Genomic DNA, 18,611 nt, shown 5'->3' with positions numbered 1-18,611 from the left:
CTCAAACTACGAGTGCTAGCATGTGTTAGATATAAAATCGGCATCTCTCAATGTCAAGAATAGTCATAAAAATAATTTCTCTAAATGAAGCTTCAAAGTCTTGCCTCTTATTGCACTTTCGCGTTATCTATCTTTTTTGAGAACCCGTGAACAAAAAAGGATCTTATCATGGTTGAAACACGTCAGGAAACGGATAGCTTTGGAACGATTTCGGTACGTCAAGATCGTTATTGGGGCGCACAAACTGAACGTTCTCTGCATAATTTTAATATTGGCAGTGAAAAGCAGCCTCTTGCCATCATCTATGCTTTAGTCCTTGTCAAAAAAGCAGCAGCGATTGTAAATATGGACAAAGGAAAACTACCAGAAAATATTGGAAAAGCAATTATTGCCGCCGCTGATGAAGTGCTTGCTGGCGATTTTGATACACATTTCCCACTATCCGTCTGGCAAACAGGTTCTGGCACACAAAGCAATATGAATGTCAATGAAGTCATTGCTAATCGTGCTAGTAAGATTTTGGGAGGAAAACTTGGAAGCAAAAAACCAATTCATCCCAATGACCATGTCAATATGAGCCAATCATCGAACGATTCCTTTCCCACGGCGCTTCACATTGCCACCACGTTGCAAACACGCCAACACTTATTGCCAATCCTTGAAGCTCTTATTGCGACATTAAAACAAAAAGAGCAAGAATTTGCAGATATCATTAAAATCGGCCGCACCCATACCCAAGATGCAACCCCTTTAACCTTAGGGCAAGAATTTTCAGGCTATCGTGCCGCATTAGAAGCCAATCTTCAACGCATTGAAAATGCTCTAACCGATGTCCAAATGCTTGCTCAAGGTGGTACGGCTGTTGGCACAGGGCTGAATGCGCCAAAAGGTTTTGACGTTGCTTTTGCGCAAACAGTGAGCACTCTCACAAGAATAACATTCCAAACTGCCAGCAATAAATTTGAAGCACTTGCCCATCATGGCGCCCTTGCGCATTTCCACGGAAGCTTGAATGCTCTCGCTGCTGATCTGTTTAAAATTGCCAATGACATTCGGTTTTTAGGCTCTGGTCCACGTTCTGGTTTAGGGGAACTCAGTCTTCCTGAAAATGAACCCGGATCTTCTATTATGCCCGGCAAAGTTAACCCCACGCAATGTGAAGCCTTAACCATGGTTGCATGCCAAGTTTTTGGTAATCACACCAGCGTAACCTTTGCCGCAAGCCAAGGACATTTTGAACTCAACGTTTATAAACCTGTTATTGGCTATAACGTTTTACAATCAATTACCCTTCTTGGTGATTGCATGCGTTCTTTTGATATGCATTGCATTCAAGGATTACGGGCCAATCGTGTTCATATTCACTCGCTCATGGAGCGCTCACTCATGTTAGTCACAGCTCTTGCACCAGAAATTGGCTACGAAAAAGCTGCTGAAATTGCCAAAGCAGCGCATAAAAATGATACAACTTTGCGCACCGAAGCATTAAAAGCAGGCGTTTTTGTAGAGGATTATGACCGATTAGTTGATCCCAAAAAGATGATTGCTCCCCAATAAACAACCCACTAAAAAAGATGCAAACATCTTAAAACAAATCTTTTTGTCAAAAGATCGGGGTGTAAACACCCCGATGATGACCGATAACAATTACCCACAGCGTTCATTTTAGACTCTGATCCGCATTTATGCTATGGGTGGTTTTGTTGCTTATATTGTACTTAAAAAGCACAACGATTTTGGAAAAGCATGAATAATCATGGCGCAACACCCAATGGCTATACTGGCAGAAAGTGATTTAAATGGATATGACCTTAAGGTGTTTTTCATTCTAGCTTCGCGTCTTGATTTTGAAAATCTATTAGCTATCAACCAAACAGAATTAGCTCAAAAAAATCGGTATTATCGGTATTAATAGACATAATTTCAATCGAAGTATAAAAAGATTAATGAATTCATCGTAGTTACGCTTTACAATGTTATCATTATTGATAACATTGGGTAGATAACTCTTATCTCAATAAGATAATGTGTTTATTTATAATGATAATCTAGCGTTATCCATATTGAACGAGAATCCTAAATACCGTAAGATTTTCTCATTTTAAATCGGTCCCATGTTGCATCAATCAAAATCACTGACTTGCACATCACAAACGCAATGAATGTATGAATAGAAATTGTATCCGATAAGGACAAAAACACCTCTAATGAACCACCTTAAGTGCCAAGGACTGTCACAACGGACAAAGGGACCTGTCACAACATTGTGGAGAGGACTGTCACAACACCCCACGAACTGGCAAATACTGGCAAATATAGTAATGGTACCGGCTTGCTCCTTTATGAAGCGTAAAAGAGATGCTCAATAGATTTATTATTATACCATTCACAATCGCTGTCATAAAATGGGTTTAGGAATATTGAGAAATGTCTCTTTTATGAAGCGTGAAGATGGGGGTGCTCAATAGAGGAACAGCTGTTGGAACAAAATTCAATGCACCGAAAGGTTTTGACCTTTGCTGAAACAATCAGCTCTCTAACGGGGATATACTTGACAGCTCGCAAGAAATTTGAGGCATTTGCCCATTATGGCGCCCTCACCCATTTCCACAAAAACCTGAATGCATGCGCTAATCTCTTTAAAATAGCCAACGACATTCAGTTTTTAGGCTCTCATCCACGTTCCAGCTTTAAGCGAACGAAAAGAAGAATTTATCGTTTACATGGCGCATAAGAAACCTCATGAGACTTGAGATTCTCGTACTTTTCTCCTTCTTATTCTTCGTATTCCATTCAATCAATCAAAACTATTCGCTTGGATTATCATAAGCAAAAGTGGCATATAGATAAAAAAAGAAATAAAGTCGCTCATCCTCTCAAGTGCTCAAAAGGCTATCGCAATACAAAGCTACGCAATATCAGAAACGAGCAACGAATATGATGGTGCCAATATGCATTTTTTACGATCAATTGAATATGTAAGCACATAGATGTCAATCATAATGGATAATACATTTAATAACAAAAAGTGTTTTAATATGTATAAAACAATGTTTTTTATATAAGTAAAAAGCTTATTTACTATACTATAATTTTTTCTAAAACACAGAGAACATTGAAAGAGTATAAAAAAATCCTGAAAAATCAATATAAACGCGGGATAATAGCATGAAAACAAGTTTTAAGAACGCTTAAATATGGATAATTATAGAGTTTTTGAGTGTTTTAGTTTTCATAATGATATTAAGTATAGATTTTTTTAACCAATTTGTATATAATACGATTTGTATCTGAAATAAATTGGGGACGTTTTTATGAAAACAAAATGTTTAGTTGCACTATCTATTTTCACCTTCATTACCGCTTCAACAGCGCAAGCAGCAGATACGGTAATCTTTAAGCAATCAGAACCGAAGGTTTCATTGCAAGATGTTTCATCGTCACGTATTTCACCGGTTACTGTTTCTGCGCCTTTTTCTTGGTCTGGTTTTTATTTTGGAGGACAAATTGGATATTTTTCCAATAAAAATACTCTAAATTACGCACAAGAAGCTAGGGACGGAAAATGGGCTTGGGTTGATAGAGATTTATCACCGAAACTATCAGGATTGAGAGCAGGTTTGTATGCAGGTTCTAATATTGATCTGGGAGATCTTGTTTTCGGTTTTGATACCGACATGGTCTGGTCTGGGAGGAAAAGCACCCAAACAGACAATGGAAAGAAAATTCTAGATGAATTAGACTCTATTAACATTGCCTTTAAAGACGCTGGGATTCCTATCATAAAATCTGCAGCTCAGGGTAAAACGATATCCAACTATGGTGACATTGTTGTTAGCAGTGTAACACTGAAAGAAAAATGGTCTGGTGCCACGCGCGCGCGTATTGGTTTTGCTTCCCATCGTCTTATGCCTTATATTGCAGGGGGTATAGCCTATACACAGATGCAATATATCATGTCACTTTTATCAAAATCGCAAGAAGATTCGACAATTTTTGCTTCTGGCAATGTGTTAGATGAGACAAAAACAATGTTTGGTTACACTGTTGGTGGTGGTTTTGATCTTGCAATGACAGATAATATTATTATGCGTACAGAATATCGTTATTCAGATTTTTTTAAAAAGAAATTTGCAAACGATAACCTTAAAATCTCTTCTCAAACGCATGATGTTCGCTTTGGTATCGCTTATAAATTCTAAGTTTTGTAGAAAAATTGAACGATTAAAAAACCCTGTTAAAAACGGGGTTTTTTAATGCCCCTTTCCCCCTAAAAAGACGTAGATTCTAAAAACCAGTACTAAACTGTAAACAAATAGTCACGAAACGATAAAGCCTCTCCCTCTTTTAAAGCAAGTTTCTATCCTCTCAGCCTTTCATGTCGTGCATTGGGAATATAAAAGCTTTACCATCATACCATTGGGCGCCATCGTAAAATAAATGAGAGCCGTTATTTAAGAGATATTTCTTTAAAATAAATATGGATATTGTGCATCATTGCAGTTTTATAAGATAATGTTGACTTGCCTCCCCGCTCTTAAAGGATAAAGATTCTAAAAACCCATTTTTAAACACCATGTCCGTTTATAAAAGCACAAAAACCCTTGGGGACTCTTGGGGGATTTGGGCGGGCTTCTCTGGGCTCCTCATGGAATGCCCTTAAACCTACAGCAAGACAAACACACTGAAAAATATCCAACACACACCGAAAAAATACTGTAACGTTTCAAGGAAGTATGCCCTATATTACCACACTTCAAACAACAGTATTTTACCGCTATTGTATGCCAGAGTGGAAAGAGGATATTGCGGTTCTCTGTTTATGTAATTTCTGTAACGGGGAGACAGCTTCATTTAGGGAGCACATGAAGTTTTCAAAGTAAAAACCAATTTCCAATCTTACCATTTCCCTCTGCTTTACGACTTTCAAAAGCCTCTAAAGCATAATCTTTTAAGCCTCTACTCCTGTCTTTTAAAGAGAGGAAATTACACATTACCCCATGTTTTTGTTTCTCACATATCTTTTTGGCGATCACACCCTTCATATCATACGGCAGCGCTTCAAACCAAACACACTCAAATTCAAGATACTTGGGTTGCCAATTCACATGCGTGTTTTAAAGAAACATCTCTCAAAACCCTCAAGCCCATTTTGCGACAGCACCCACAGGAATATAAAATCTATAGAGCACCATCTCTACACTTCAATAAAAGTGCAAGCTGGCACCATCCATCATACACTTTACCTCCAATGATGCCGTTCTATCAAACTTATGTAAATATANTCTTGATCATAGTGTGCGGCATGTGTTGAAAGATTTTCTTTTGTGGCAATATCTGCATAAAAAAAGCTTATGGGAACTTCCAATTTTTGGGCGATTTTGAGTAAACACCCTGCGCTTACACGATTGAAGCCTTTTTCATATTTTTGGATTTGTTGGAAACTGACACCTAAATAGCTTCCTAATTCTTTTTGAGAAAGCGCCATGGCAATTCTTTTTTGACGAATTCTTTTGCCTATCAGAATATCGATAAAATTTGGATCTTTGGTTTGCACTTCAAGCCCCCCTCCGGTTGCGAGCGCCCTCGCATTGGTATTCCGGGAGTCTAAAAGTACTGAATCCGAGTCAGTTTTTTTGCTTTTAGTGCTTAAAGCACCTGGACATAGCAAAAACTCCCGGAATTCCGGGATACCCACAAAAGTGGGCTCAATTGTACGCTCGGATTTAGGGCTTTTAGTTCCCTATTGGTCGTTGCGTATACGACCAAAATTACAGTATTCATTTATAAGGCAATTTCAGAAAATTGGCAAGAAAAATCAAAATAATCTCAAAGACTATAAGATTGGGTACTTTTTAAAAAAGTGCGAAATATGGATTGTAAATCGCGTCTTTTTCCTATCAAAATGTCGATAAAATTTGGATTTTTAGTTGGCACTTCAAGCCCTCCTGCGGTTGCAAGCGCCCTCGCATTGGTATTCCGGGAGTCTGAAAACACTGACTTGACTCAGCTTTTTGCTTTTAGTGCTAGAGCGCACCTGGACATAGCAAAAACTCCCGGAATTCCGGGATACCCACAAAAGTGGATTCAATTGTACGCTAGGGTTTAGGGCTTTTAGTTCCCTGTTGATCGCTGCGTAGACGATCAAAATATCTTTTAAATGATAAAGTAATTTCAGAAGATTGGCAAATGAAAATAGTTTTTATTTATAAACTTTATTTTTTAATGAGAGGCTTTTCGCCTCTCAAACTCTCCGGAACGCTCACCAAAATCATGAGATCAGACCGTTCTATCAAACTTATGTAAATGTGATCATTTCTGATTAAATATAATGTTGATTTCCTGCTTCTTTGAGGCTGGTTTCACCAAAGTCACAAGACGTTGGCCAGAGCCTTCCTCTCCACAGGCTGATACGGTGGAACTCACCGCCAAGTTTTTTAAATTAATCGCGGCATTAATGTCTCGATCATGGTGTGTACCACAATGAGAACATTTCCACTCACGTATGGTAAGAGGCAATTGTTCAATCTTACATCCGCAATGATGGCAGATCTTACTGCTCGCATACCAACGATCTGCAATAACAATCTGTCGACCATAGCGTGCGTCCTTATATTCCAATTGACGGCGAAACTCGAAAAAACTTTGATCTGCAAGGGCACGCGATAAATGCTTATTTTTCAGCAAACCTTTTACATGAAGATCTTCCAGACAAAATGTACCAAAACGCTGAATTAAATCTGTTGTAACCTTATGCAAATGATCTGTTCTGATATTACTTATCCGTGCATGAAGCTTAGCGAGTTTTTGTTTCTCCTTATAACGATTGCTCGAGCCTTTTTGCTTACGGCTTAGCCTTCGTGATAAGCGCCGTAAACGATTTAGCAAAGCCTTATAAGGTTTAACGCCTCCTATGGTTTCTCCTGTCGAAAGAGTTGCAAGTGCATTGATGCCCAAATCAAGACCAACAATAGCTTGGTTCTCGCTCAGTGACTCTTGATTATCTGTTTCAACGCTAAGACTTACAAACTACCGATCCGCTTTACGGCTAATGGTTGCTGACAAGATCTTTCCTTGAAATCGCAATTGTTCTCGCAGACGAACCCAACCAAGCTTGGGAATTCTTATCTTGAAACCTTGCAACTGTATTTGATCATTGGTCAAAGTAAAACGATCGTGCACTCCTTTCTTTCTAAAAGTGGGATATCGGCTTCTCCCTGAAAAGAAATTCTTAAAAGCCACACCCAATTGAATAATTGCCATTTGTGGAGCATTTTTAGTAACTTCCATCATCCATGGAAATTGTTCTCGTTTTAGAGAATTGAATTGTCTACGTAGCGCATAGTCATTAGGCTTTGGTAAATTATTATCTTTCTTCCATGCTTCATATTGCTGCTGCCATTCCTTCAGTGCCCAATTATAAGCAAAGCGCGCGCAACCACTGGCTCGAGCCATGTAGCTTCGTTGTTTATTGTTTAAGTCTAGAGCTATTTTGTGAGCAACAATCATTGCGATGCCTCTACAGCTTGACGAACATTCTCTAATAACCTTTGATTTTTTCTCGAACGACTTCCATAAAGACGAGCACTAAAGACAGTAATAATTTCTAAAACATCTTTGGCTAAATCCTCTTCAAAACTGCTTTCTTCCCCCTGATTAAGAATGACAACCTCAACTTGTTTGGCTTCACAAATGGCGAAGACTAATTCTGCACCAAAGCGCAATAAACGATCTTTATGCGTAATCACCAAACGACCTATCTCATTTTCAATGAGAGCATCCAATAAACGTTTAAGTCCCTTTTTACGATAATTCATCCCTGACCCCTAAATCAGAGATGAGTTCATAAGTCCAACCTTGGCTTGCGCAATAAAGCTCAAGAACCTGTTTTTGTCGCTCTAAATCGTCTTTTTGATCATGGCTCGATACACGCGCATAAGCAATGGTTTTTCTTTGTGACAGTTCTCTCGAATGAAAAAGCTCAGGTCTAAGCTTGGATAGGTCATAACGACGGTGTCCTCCTGCCGTATGCTTAGAAATAATTTTGCCTTCACCTTCCCAACGGCGCAAAGTGCTAATCGAAACACCCAAAACTTGAGAGGCCTTACCTATCCCAATAAATCTATCCATAATGTATATTATTAAAAAGATATAAATAGATTACAAGTAAGCCGTTAAAGCCCGCGTTTAATGAGGGGACTAACAATCCTAGGTTCTTAAGGTCAAGGAGACCATTACATGGCGCCTAACGGCGTCCTTGACCCCCAGAACTTAACGGCTTGTTTTGTCCCTCTCACGCGGCTCCGAAATCATGATTAGAAGGGGAGCTTATAGGGGGGTGATATCAAGCATATCAATTTATCAAGGTGTTTTTTAGAGTGTATGATGAGTATTTTAGGCTGGATTTTTTTGTCGCGTTTGATGAAATAATCTTGTTTGAGGGTNGCCTTACCTATCCCAATAAATCTATCCATAATGTATATTATTAAAAAGATATAAATAGATTACAAGTAAGCCGTTAAAGCCCTTGAAACGGCATAAGAGGCATTTTTATTCATTTTTTGTAAAATTTCACTCCACGCAAGCTCATCTAGCTTGTAACGTACGAGCGACATGATTTTTGTTGAATTACTATAAACAAACTTGAAATGAAAGAATCCTACGGTATTCGAGTTTTTCATTCAACATGCAAAACATTGAACACGGTCTATAAAACAACGTGATGCGCCATAACAGGATAAAGGAAAATATTTATGAAGTGGTGCGGGTGGTCGGACTCGAACCGACACTCCTCTCGGAACCAGATTTTGAGTCTGGCGCGTCTACCAGTTCCACCACACCCGCACACTGCTATAAAAGACAGGACTATAAAAGACAGACTTGTCGATTATTCCTTTGCACTATATGAAGAAGAACAGATTCGTCAACAGAAGACTTCTCATTTTTTAAGAATTCATATCATTTTCTTATCTATTTTATGAAATACTTTCTTTATTGGATTTCTCTATCGGATTTATAGCAATCTCATTTGTAAAGTGTTTACCTCTTAAATTTATAAAAAGCCTCATGATATTAAACAAATTAAAGCTTTGGACGATTTCTTTAGCAAATCGGCGTACAGCACCACACTGGCTTGGTTTCATTGCCTTTATTGAAAGTTCTGTTTTTCCAATTCCCATAGATGTTTTATATATTCCGATGCTTCTTATCCATCAAAAGCGGGTTTATCGTTATGCTTTGATTGCGACGATCTGTTCTGTATTAGGAGGCATTGCCGGTTGGTTTATCGGACATTTTGCCTATGATACCCTTGCCAAACCCATTTTAGAAATTTATGGTAAGGTTGAAAGTTTTGAATCTCTGAAAAATAGTGCAACCCTGCAATTTCTAATCATTTTACTGATAACATCAGGTTTTTTTCATCTACCCCCCATCAAGATTGTCACAATTTTGGCCGGTGTTATGAGTGTGCGTCTTGAATTTTTCATTCTTATTTGTACTTTTTCCAGAGGCGCTCGTTTTTATCTTCTCGCGTGGCTGATTAAACATTTTGGGCAAAAAGCAATGAATTTTCTAGTACAGCATTTTAAATGGATTGTTCTCATTGGTTGTGTTAGCCTCCTTTTAATTTATGGGATTTTCATAGCTTTTTTAAACAAGAAGCTTTTATAAGGAACAGACTTAATGGCATGCGTTTTGTCTTCTCACCCACTTTTACACAAGCACCTTCATCTTGAACCCAGCAGAAAAGAACAAAGTTTATGGGCTTTTTTTCTCGCTTTTTGCTTGTCTGCCACAATAGGGATTGCCCTTGGTTTTGAACATTTCGGAGGATATCTTCCTTGCGATTTATGTCTCATAGAGCGTTTTCCCTATTATGGTGCCATACCATTTTTGCTCTTAGCAGGTTTTGGAGCATGTTTTTTTCGCACAACTGCTTGGATACAACTTTTATTTTTGTGTGTTTTTGTCTTAATGTGCATCAGCCTTGTTTTAGCCGTTTATCATGCGGGTGTTGAATATGGCTTTTGGACAGCTCCCCTCAGTTGTGGTTTAAGCGCAGTGAGAAAAACCTCAGACATTAATCAGTTGCTTAACCAACTAAACAACATTCATCCTCCTTCTTGTTCTGAAGCATCCGCACGCTTTCTTTTTCTTTCATTTGCTGGTTGGAATGTCGTCTCAAGCCTATTTTTCTCCCTTATAAGCCTCTATATTACTTCAAAAGGGCTCCTTTCAGTCCATAAAAAACTCTAACCATAAAATAGAAACGAAACCGCGTGCACTCGTTCTCTCCAATCGCTTTCCACCAACAACCCTCCAGTCACCAATCCCCACCCAAAACCACCCACCGCCAAACCAACCCAACAACACCAACGAGTCACCAACATCCCTCCTCTAGCGTTGTACTCAAAAGACAAAAATGAGCAGATACATCCACTTTATGGTTTCACCTCTCTGTACTTATAAGCAACATTTTGATAAAAACTCGTGATAGAAAAGCCGTAAAATAATAAGTGAGGGGACCAATAAATATAAATGGTCTGCTATGGCTGAAGATAAGAACACAAAGCCTTCTACCCTATCACCTATTTCCTTAGATATAACCAAACTTGAAGAACCATGTGTTATGATGGAACATGATCATAATGCATGGCGCGAGCATATAAAAGAAAGGGATTTAAATGCTCCTTACGAAAAACCACCTCATATAAAACCACGAATCAAATCGGCCCCACGCATCAGGCAAGTTTTTTGGTGCGATTTTCCTCATGATTCGATACTCCCTGAATTTTGGAAAAAGCGGCCTGTTTTAGTGCTTTTTAAGAATGCAAAATTATATGGAAATGTGACAGTTTTACCTTTTTCAACGAAATCACAACCCAATAATCCCGCTGCGTATCCAATACAATCTCCTATAGAGAATAAAAAAGCATGGATTATCTGCAATTATGTCACAACAGTTTCTGTAAGTCGTTTAAGTTGCTCACGTACCGTTCCAAGGTTATCCTGCGAAGATTTTCATAAAGTTGTAGCTCTGATGCTCAAATATTTACCGCATTTACAGTATTGACTTTTGAGAAAAATAAGTGTATCTATATCACCATACACGGCATCAGTAATGGTGTCCGCTTCCCCGCAAGGGGAGATAGGAACGAAGGAGTGGGAAACCGCTCCTTTCGTCATTTTTGGTATTTTTTTGAAAACTTTTTAGCCATTTTTGCAAACTTCCCTAGAACATATCCAATATCCCTCCTCCACCGTTGTTGTTTTGAAATATCTGCGATTTGGGATAAGCAGAAAACAATATCCGTACTGTTGATCCGGTAAAGTTTCCCATGGAGATTACCGAGATATTGTACATACTTATCATTTCATTGCACAAAAAATCGTGCTGCCGTTGCTTAAACTTTATATGATTTTCCGCAATGGGAATATCTTTCCAAGATTGAAAAAAGCTTCGCTTTATATGACCACACCTCAAACGATCGTATTTTACGAGATAACAAAGAAAATTCTCTAATAAACCAGAAATCAACACCCAACCGATTTCTATCTCTTCACCAATAACAATTGTTTATTGCCCTAACCGCATTATTTCACCGGTCACATGACCTAACATAGCTTTTGCAGATAGACTTTTTCCTCTTCTCCTAGAAACGATCTATGCTATTTTGGGATTTACTGCTGAATTGCTTATGCTTGCGCTTTGAATACCTTTTTTCTCATTATACAAAAGGTAGATAAAAAAATAATTTCGTTTATCAGCTTTATTTTAAAGACACACCTATTTTTACAGGATACGTTTTCCTTTCTATCAGCCCTATCGCGTTCAATACACTTGTCGTTTCTAAACATGAACAACCAAGCATCACAATGGAGCAATAGACACCCATCACTTTCATGGGCACTTGCATTGACAAGAGATAAACAAGAGTATTGATCATCACACACGGAGCAAAAATCTATAGCGACTATGCCATAGACTTTCGCCACGCACGGGTTATTCTTAAAGCATATTTATGATGAGATAATCATTTATGACATCCTTTTTGTTGTGCCAAAGAACAAGTTTTGCTAACTAGTTTTACTATTGTGCAAATTTCTTAAGAAAAACTCTCACTGGGTCTATAGATAGCAAGATTTCTTTATGGAGAGCGCACATGACGCTCAGCTTTGACCTTTTCCATAACAAGGATAAGTTCAAACTTTAACCAACACGACAATACACCTACTCTAAACGATTTATGTACCACCTCATCCGCAACAGGCTGCTCCAATATTGGTGCATTTATCGGTGCATTGACTTGAGAATTTTTTGCACTTCCACGCACCGTAAAAAAAGAAAGTATTTTTATCATGTTGCACTCCATTTTAATTGATTTGGATTTTAAAATGACCAAAAAAATCAAACAAAAATAGAGAGGTAAGTTACGAAAACTACAGGGTAAATTTTACTGCCCCAAAATGTCTATTTTCCCCCGCCTGAACAGTCATTGGAACACTATAAAAATTATTTTCATTGAAAAACAATTACTTATAGTCTAGGGAAGAAAAGTAAAAATCTCCCCCAGAAAAAGAGATTATCTTCAAAATTATCAAAAAAAAAACAGCACAATTTTAGTGATCTTTTTATTTTTTTTCTTTTGATAAAAGAGAGCTGGCAGGTGTCTTAGGCGCCCCTCCGGTAGGTTCCCAATTCGCAACAGCTGCTAATTCCTCAATAACATCCTTTTTTAACTTACCATTTTTCTTATTGTATAAATCATATTGATCAGCATTCTGTTGCAACCATTTTGCAAGCGTTCCTTTAACAGTTTTACCACCCTCAACCTCACTCACCGCTTCCCATGCCGCAACAATAGCAGCAAGCTTTGGAGCATAACGTGGATGCGTTGGATCTTGAAACGCATATTTTTGGTCCTTAGTCTCAGCAGAATCATCCTCAGGGAAAAAAAATGGAGGGTACAGACCACGCGATGAAAGCCATTCTTTTAAATCATCAACGCGAACATATGAGGAATCTGCATCTATAAAATCCGAAAAATTATAGTACGACCATTCTATCTCTAATCGATTGCTTTTTCCCGCTTGAACGATAGCATGATAGGCTGCACGGAAATTAGCAGTTTTCTCTGATGATACGGAAAGGTTATCTTCGTAAATATCACTTTTTTCTGGTTCTAATTTGTTGACAAACAAATACTTTCCTGGATTTAATCCAACTATTAAAAGCGCTGCCTGCAGTATTGTTAGTTTTTCAGAAAGCCGCCAAAATTTCAAACCATCACTATTTTCCATATATGCTCCCTTTTTTCTGCACAATTTCGCTCTTTTTTAAAAACATCAAAAACGTTTGTTAACGCGTAGAGATTATGCACTTCTCACATTTCAACTCATCCCATACTTTAAATAAAACACAGCACCCACACCCCTCCTTGTGATACACAAGAAAATGATTTGAATTGCTTCAATATAAGAAGTTTTGAAGTGAGAGGAATCCTACTGAATTTTGGGCTTTCATACAAGATATCAGGCAAGTTACAAGGCGATAAATGCCCCTTCATAAAGCATAAATTCTTATGCGTGATCAAACAATTTGATATGATAATATCTCTTTCATTTATGCACTCCCACCCTTAAACCTGCCCCTGCAATTACAGCACAAAAGATAATTCGTTACATCAAATCCACCTAAATGCAAAAGCTGTAACAACGCTCAATGCGCGTAAATATCATAAGAATACTGTCTTACACCTCCACAAGCAGGATGATTGGCGTAAAACTGTACAATAAAATGCCATACCTATAATGAACCGTACTAAAGACTGTCGCAACATTGGGAGCTAAAGTGTATGATGATGCCAGCTTGCTCTTTTATGAAGCGTAAAGATTAAGAAGACTCAATGGAGTTTATATTATTTCATGGAAATTTTGCGGCTCTACCCTTCTATACTCTTCACGGGGCCCCCTCGCGAAATGGGCTTTTGTCCCTTGAAAAAGGTCTCTTTTTAAAGAATCATTTCAAATTCCAAGAGCTATTACAGTCTTTTGAACGCATCAAATGAATGATGGTGCTAGCTTATTCCTTTCCTATATTCTCGAGCATCAATACATTAAAATGCTCCATTCAAACATCCCTTTAGCAAAATAAAGCACATTATCTCTTAAATTTTTTCACGCAATTATTTCTTTCATGCGCCCCTTTCGTCTCCATTTGATAAATCTCCTTGTACTTTCTCAGCATCCCAGCACCTTTTTTCTCAGTGCAACCTTTTTGTAATTTGTCAGTTTTTAACTTTTAGATTGACTTTCGGTTTATTTTTCTTATGTTTTAGAATTATTCTAAAATGCAGAGGAACAGAAAATGTTGAGATCGTTTTTTTCATTTGTACAACGTAAAGCTCTGTCCTTTCGTTCAGCACAAAACGTGATACTTAAAGCGCTCAAAATAAAAGAGCAACATGCGGCGCTCTATTTAAAATATGCAAAAGCTCTAGAACCTTATTCCTCTAAGGAAGCCGCGGTTTTTACCGCCATGGGGCTTCAAGAGCTTAAAAATTATAAGCAACTTTTGTGCCTTTCTTGCCATAATCGTGCAAACACTATCGGTTCATTATGTGACAGAACTTCTCTTGTGAAAGGCAAGAGCCGCCATCCCTCCCAAAAAACAACAGCGGCAAATCACACCATAAAAAAACCTTCGAAAACGCAAAGACAAACACTTTTGACTTGGATTCAACCAGGTCTTGCAGGATTAATGGATGGCTCTGTCTCCACCCTTGCCCCCATTTTTGCCGCAGCTTTTGCCACGGGAGACACGCATCAAACTTTTTTGATAGGGCTCTCAGCTTCAATTGGTGCGGGACTTTCAATGGGTTTCACAGAAGCAGCCCATGATGACGGAAAATTATCAGGGCGTGGTTCGCCATTAAAAAGAGGTCTTGCCAGCGGCATTATGACAACATTAGGAGGACTAGGCCATACTCTTCCCTATTTGATCAACTCTTTTTATGTAGCGACAATTATTGCTTTTATCATTGTTTTTTTCGAACTCGGCGCCATCGTCTGGATTCAGAACAAATACATGTCCACTCCCTTTTGGCGCGCCTCTTTACAGGTTATCATTGGGGGAGCTCTGGTTTTTGCGACGGGTATTCTTATCGGTAGTATCTAAAAAATCTTATCTGTAACCATAATTTAGATCTCAAATAAGCGCATGCCCCTAGGCATAAGCCATCATTGATGATGCCATTATTGAAAAATGCCATTGATGATGTTAGGTGGTGTTGTGGAATATTTTAAGTCAGTAAGAGATGATAAGCAAGCTCTGGGGACAACCTATATCCACACACCTTTATCGACTTGGTTTTATAGATATCTTTTGTTAAAGTATCATTTTCTTCTAGACCTCATATTTTGGAAATGCCTCAATCATGTCGCACACTGAAACCAACGCCCCTCTAAACAATCATCCTGTCTCTTCTCAATCTTCACATGCCCAGACTTTATTTGTTCAGCGTCTTGCACACGGACAAGGTTTAGAACTTCCTTGCTACGCGACAGAGGGTTCTGCGGGTCTTGATCTACGGGCAGCAATTGGAGAAGAAGAAACGCTTGTTCTTGCCCCTGGGCAGCGGGCACTTATTCCAACAGGTCTCATTTTTCATTTATCACTTGGGTTTGAAGCACAAATACGTCCACGCTCTGGCTTAGCCTTAAAACACGGCATCACATGCCTCAACACTCCAGGAACAATTGATAGTGACTACCGTGGTGAAGTCAAAGTCCTTCTTATCAATTTAGGCCAAGAAGACTTTTCCATCCAACGGGGCATGCGCATTGCCCAAACAATCATCGCCCCCGTATCCCAAGTTAATGTTTGCACCATTGAACCAAAGCAAAATACCCAAAGCCATAACGAGAGCCGTGGAACAGGAGGTTTTGGTTCAACGGGACACACTTAAGAAGCTCTGAAAAATCGCTACTCTCAAAATAACACATACTTATTCCAACCACTCTTTCACTGGAAATTCTTTGAGCTTTTAAATTGCAGAGGGAATGCGCATTTGCTTTCAAAGTTTTTGCACTAAACTCACCTCTAAACAAGCATCTCTCAATTACGTCTCGTGCGCTATACAAAACTTCATTATCACCAGATACCCCTCCCCCATAACAAAAACATTGGCATTAAACATTGAGAGCTCACACACCGCTGGTAATGTCGACAATCTGTACATCATATTGATTTATAATAATAATGAATTGTCTTGCAACTTAAATGAGAAATCTCAATACTGTAAGATTGTTTCATGGCAAGCCTATTTATATTAAATCAATCAAAAGCATGTTTCTCACATTCCAAACGTGGCTAGCATGCAGATAAAAACTGAAAAAATACCTACAATAAATAGCACTATCACAACATTGGGAAAAAAATATAAATACGATAATGGTGCTCGCTTGCTCTTTTGTTAAGCATAAAGATGGTGATGTTTGATAGGTTTTTTATTATGCTACGGGGGCTTTACCGTTATACCATTTATGAACACCGCCGCAAAAAAGGCTTTAAGATGTATTAAGATACACAACAATCGCCTCTGCTGTTTTCTTGATCGCACCTCTTGCGGCAAGATGAGTAGAGCTTAATCCTAAAAAAACCGATTCAATATATGAACCCCCTGCATAATATCAAACCCATACGTATTTGGTTTAATAAATCCACGGAACCCTCATCAATTTCACTCCATGACTTTGAGTAATATGCTTTGCTTCCTGCAACAAAGGCTGTTTTTTATCACTAATCAGAGACATCGGCTGGAATATTAGCGTTTCCCGCAGGGCTCGTTGTTACGGCATCCACACGCCCCACAACGTTACCACCCGCTCCATCGACAGCAGCATCCGCTACCCCTGTTGTTTTATTATTGATCCCACCTCTTGAGACAAGATTGGTAGAGTTTTGCAATCCTACAAGACCGATTTTATTATATCCAGCCATGCGTATTTGATTTAATAAATCGATGACAGTACCATAATCAATTTCGCTATCCGCTTTGATTAAAATTTTTGCCTCTAAATTTTGCGTAGTTTCCCTCAACAAAGCTTCTCTCAAAGCTGCTTGTTCTACAAGATGATCACCAATGTAAAGAGAACGATCTTTTTGCAACGTAACATAAAGAGGTTCATCAGACTGAACCACTGAAGGTGCTTGAGTTATAGAAGGAAGCTGAACGGAAATGACAGACGTTGCCAAAGGCGCTGCAACCATAAAAACAATAAGCAACACCAATACAACATCAATAAAAGGGGTCACATTGATTTCACTTTGCAACCCACTCTCGTCTATATCCCAATCATTATTAAGGCTTGCTTTCATTTTTTATGACTTTTCTGTTGTCTTTGTCTATCAAGTTCACGGCTCAAGAGCCTTTCAAGAGCAGCAGCGATATCGCCTAAATCACTGCGATAACCACTCAAAGCACGCATAAGGCTATTATACATAACAACGGCGGGAATAGCCACAAAAAGCCCAACAGCCGTTGCGAATAAAGCTTCAGCAATTCCAGGCGCCACCACATCAAGTCGCGTTGTTTGAGACTGAGCAATCCCAATAAAAGAGTTCATAATTCCCCAAACAGTTGCAAAAAGACCAACAAAAGGAGCAATTGCGCCAATAGTTGCAAGAACAGCACTTCCACATGCAACACGGCGTGTAGCAGCCAGCAAGCAGCGTGACAAAAGTGAATGAACCCTTTCTTTTAAACCTTCATGAACATCGCGAACCCTAGCATCGCGAACATCGCGGGAAACATCTTCATATTGATTGCTCTCCTCATAAAAGAGAATATCTTCAATCGTTTGTGCCCTTTCCCCTGTACTGGTTTTTTCACCAGAGCTTTCGTTTATCCCTTCAGGAGCAGAAAAATGAACCTGTTGTGCAGAAAGATACACCTCTTTAAGGACTTCTTTGAGAAAAAATACACCAGCCCCTTTGCTTTCTTTCAAGCTAGCTGCCAAACGCGTAAGAGTCTGAGCATTTAGAACCAATTGAAGTTCATGACGTACTCTTCGTTTTACCAAAGTGATCTCAACAATTTTCACAAAAGCAATTGTCCAAGACACAAGTGAAGCAAGTAACAAAATAATGATAACCGCTTTCACCACCCAATCAGCAGCCATAAACATAGAAAGAGGAGAAAAATCATGCGTTGTCACTACAGCAGACATATTATCTAAAGGTACTGTTTCAGATTCCATTTTTATCTCACATTCTTGTGCTCTTATCTTTATTTATGAGCTGGGTCGTCACCCCGCATAGCATCACTGTTCCAAAATGCCACGACCCTTTTAACGTCACTTGTGTATTCCTCTTAAGAAAGAAAACTTGATAAATCAAGTATAGTTTTATTCCACAAGCTCTCTCTTAATTCTAAAGAAATCACTCAAGAAATTTTTCTCTAACAATTCAACAAGTTTATCTTACCCAATCAATTTATTGCATAAATTAGGCAAAATGATAAACTTACAAGAAGTATCGCATATAATATTTTCATTTATAAGAATAATTTATCATCGTTCCTGTTAAATAAATCTCTCATATCGCAAAG

14 protein-coding genes, 1 tRNA gene and 4 pseudogenes are annotated in these 18,611 nt (G+C 38.6%); 9 read left to right on the top strand and 10 right to left on the bottom strand.

Annotation, left to right across the window (positions count from 1 at the left end; translation table 11 throughout):
* Positions 1-168: 168 nt before the first annotated feature.
* From fumC to ACFIMX_RS05285, 4 genes and pseudogenes are all read left to right on the top strand, one after another.
* On the top strand, positions 169-1,557 hold the full coding sequence (gene fumC / locus ACFIMX_RS05300; protein WP_375640327.1) for a class II fumarate hydratase: 1,389 nt from the start codon (positions 169-171) through the stop codon (positions 1,555-1,557).
* Positions 1,558-1,756: 199 nt separating this feature from the next.
* A complete protein-coding gene (locus ACFIMX_RS05295) occupies positions 1,757-1,912 on the top strand; it encodes a hypothetical protein (protein WP_375640328.1) in 156 nt (51 codons plus the stop codon).
* Positions 1,913-2,469: 557 nt separating this feature from the next.
* Positions 2,470-2,686 (top strand): annotated as a pseudogene (locus ACFIMX_RS05290) (lyase family protein); the annotation flags it as partial.
* Positions 2,687-3,314: 628 nt separating this feature from the next.
* Positions 3,315-4,202 carry an outer membrane protein gene (locus ACFIMX_RS05285; RefSeq protein ID WP_375694134.1) on the top strand — a complete coding sequence of 296 codons (888 nt, stop codon included), beginning with the start codon at positions 3,315-3,317 and terminating at the stop codon, positions 4,200-4,202.
* 1,085 nt (positions 4,203-5,287) lie between these two features.
* Here the strand turns inward: ACFIMX_RS05285 and ACFIMX_RS05280 are convergent.
* From ACFIMX_RS05280 to ACFIMX_RS05260, 5 genes and pseudogenes are all read right to left on the bottom strand, one after another.
* A pseudogene (locus ACFIMX_RS05280) lies at positions 5,288-5,557 on the bottom strand (helix-turn-helix domain-containing protein); the annotation flags it as partial.
* A gap of 755 nt (positions 5,558-6,312) precedes the next feature.
* Positions 6,313-7,017: pseudogene (locus ACFIMX_RS05275) on the bottom strand (RNA-guided endonuclease InsQ/TnpB family protein); the annotation flags it as partial.
* A gap of 12 nt (positions 7,018-7,029) precedes the next feature.
* The gene (locus tag ACFIMX_RS05270) at positions 7,030-7,455 is read right to left on the bottom strand and encodes an RNA-guided endonuclease InsQ/TnpB family protein (RefSeq protein ID WP_375617914.1); all 426 of its coding nucleotides are present in this window, start codon (positions 7,453-7,455) and stop codon (positions 7,030-7,032) included.
* A 50-nt stretch (positions 7,456-7,505) separates the two neighbouring features.
* A pseudogene (locus ACFIMX_RS05265) lies at positions 7,506-8,130 on the bottom strand (IS607 family transposase).
* Between the two features lie 629 nt (positions 8,131-8,759).
* A tRNA-Leu gene (locus ACFIMX_RS05260) sits at positions 8,760-8,844 on the bottom strand.
* 222 nt (positions 8,845-9,066) lie between these two features.
* Between ACFIMX_RS05260 and ACFIMX_RS05255 the strand changes: the two genes are divergently transcribed.
* Positions 9,067-9,672, top strand: a complete 606-nt coding sequence (locus tag ACFIMX_RS05255) for a YqaA family protein (RefSeq protein WP_375617913.1) — start codon at positions 9,067-9,069, stop codon at positions 9,670-9,672.
* A 12-nt stretch (positions 9,673-9,684) separates the two neighbouring features.
* Positions 9,685-10,257, top strand: coding sequence for a disulfide bond formation protein B (locus ACFIMX_RS05250; RefSeq protein WP_375617912.1), 573 nt, complete (start codon positions 9,685-9,687; stop codon positions 10,255-10,257).
* Here ACFIMX_RS05250 and ACFIMX_RS05245 read toward each other — a convergent pair.
* On the bottom strand, positions 10,254-10,385 hold the full coding sequence (locus tag ACFIMX_RS05245; protein ID WP_375694133.1) for a hypothetical protein: 132 nt from the start codon (positions 10,383-10,385) through the stop codon (positions 10,254-10,256). The genes ACFIMX_RS05250 and ACFIMX_RS05245 overlap by 4 nt on opposite strands.
* Before the next feature lie 164 nt (positions 10,386-10,549).
* On the opposite strand from ACFIMX_RS05245, the gene ACFIMX_RS05240 reads away from it, so the two are divergent.
* Positions 10,550-11,074: a type II toxin-antitoxin system PemK/MazF family toxin gene (locus tag ACFIMX_RS05240; protein WP_375694132.1), complete on the top strand. Its 525-nt coding sequence runs from the start codon at positions 10,550-10,552 to the stop codon at positions 11,072-11,074.
* Positions 11,075-12,149: 1,075 nt separating this feature from the next.
* Here ACFIMX_RS05240 and ACFIMX_RS05235 read toward each other — a convergent pair.
* The gene (locus ACFIMX_RS05235) at positions 12,150-12,362 is read right to left on the bottom strand and encodes a hypothetical protein (protein WP_375617909.1); all 213 of its coding nucleotides are present in this window, start codon (positions 12,360-12,362) and stop codon (positions 12,150-12,152) included.
* Positions 12,363-12,633: 271 nt separating this feature from the next.
* Complete coding sequence (locus ACFIMX_RS05230; RefSeq protein WP_375694131.1) at positions 12,634-13,302, bottom strand: hypothetical protein; 669 nt, start codon at positions 13,300-13,302, stop codon at positions 12,634-12,636.
* Between the two features lie 1,066 nt (positions 13,303-14,368).
* Here ACFIMX_RS05230 and ACFIMX_RS05225 point away from each other — a divergent pair.
* Both ACFIMX_RS05225 and dut read left to right on the top strand, forming a co-directional pair.
* Complete coding sequence (locus ACFIMX_RS05225) at positions 14,369-15,178, top strand: VIT1/CCC1 transporter family protein (RefSeq protein ID WP_375694130.1); 810 nt, start codon at positions 14,369-14,371, stop codon at positions 15,176-15,178.
* Positions 15,179-15,437: 259 nt separating this feature from the next.
* Complete coding sequence (gene dut, locus ACFIMX_RS05220; RefSeq protein WP_375694129.1) at positions 15,438-15,968, top strand: dUTP diphosphatase; 531 nt, start codon at positions 15,438-15,440, stop codon at positions 15,966-15,968.
* Positions 15,969-16,801: 833 nt separating this feature from the next.
* Here the strand turns inward: dut and ACFIMX_RS05215 are convergent.
* Both ACFIMX_RS05215 and ACFIMX_RS05210 read right to left on the bottom strand, forming a co-directional pair.
* Positions 16,802-17,380: a biopolymer transporter ExbD gene (locus tag ACFIMX_RS05215; RefSeq protein ID WP_375694128.1), complete on the bottom strand. Its 579-nt coding sequence runs from the start codon at positions 17,378-17,380 to the stop codon at positions 16,802-16,804.
* Positions 17,377-18,261: a MotA/TolQ/ExbB proton channel family protein gene (locus ACFIMX_RS05210; RefSeq protein WP_375617904.1), complete on the bottom strand. Its 885-nt coding sequence runs from the start codon at positions 18,259-18,261 to the stop codon at positions 17,377-17,379. The genes ACFIMX_RS05215 and ACFIMX_RS05210 overlap by 4 nt, the downstream gene beginning before the upstream one ends.
* Positions 18,262-18,611: the final 350 nt, after the last annotated feature.

The organism is Bartonella sp. AD24XZML, assembly GCF_042196485.1.
Taxonomy (GTDB): domain Bacteria; phylum Pseudomonadota; class Alphaproteobacteria; order Rhizobiales; family Rhizobiaceae; genus Bartonella.
This window is presented reverse-complemented; position numbering and strand designations above follow the sequence as displayed.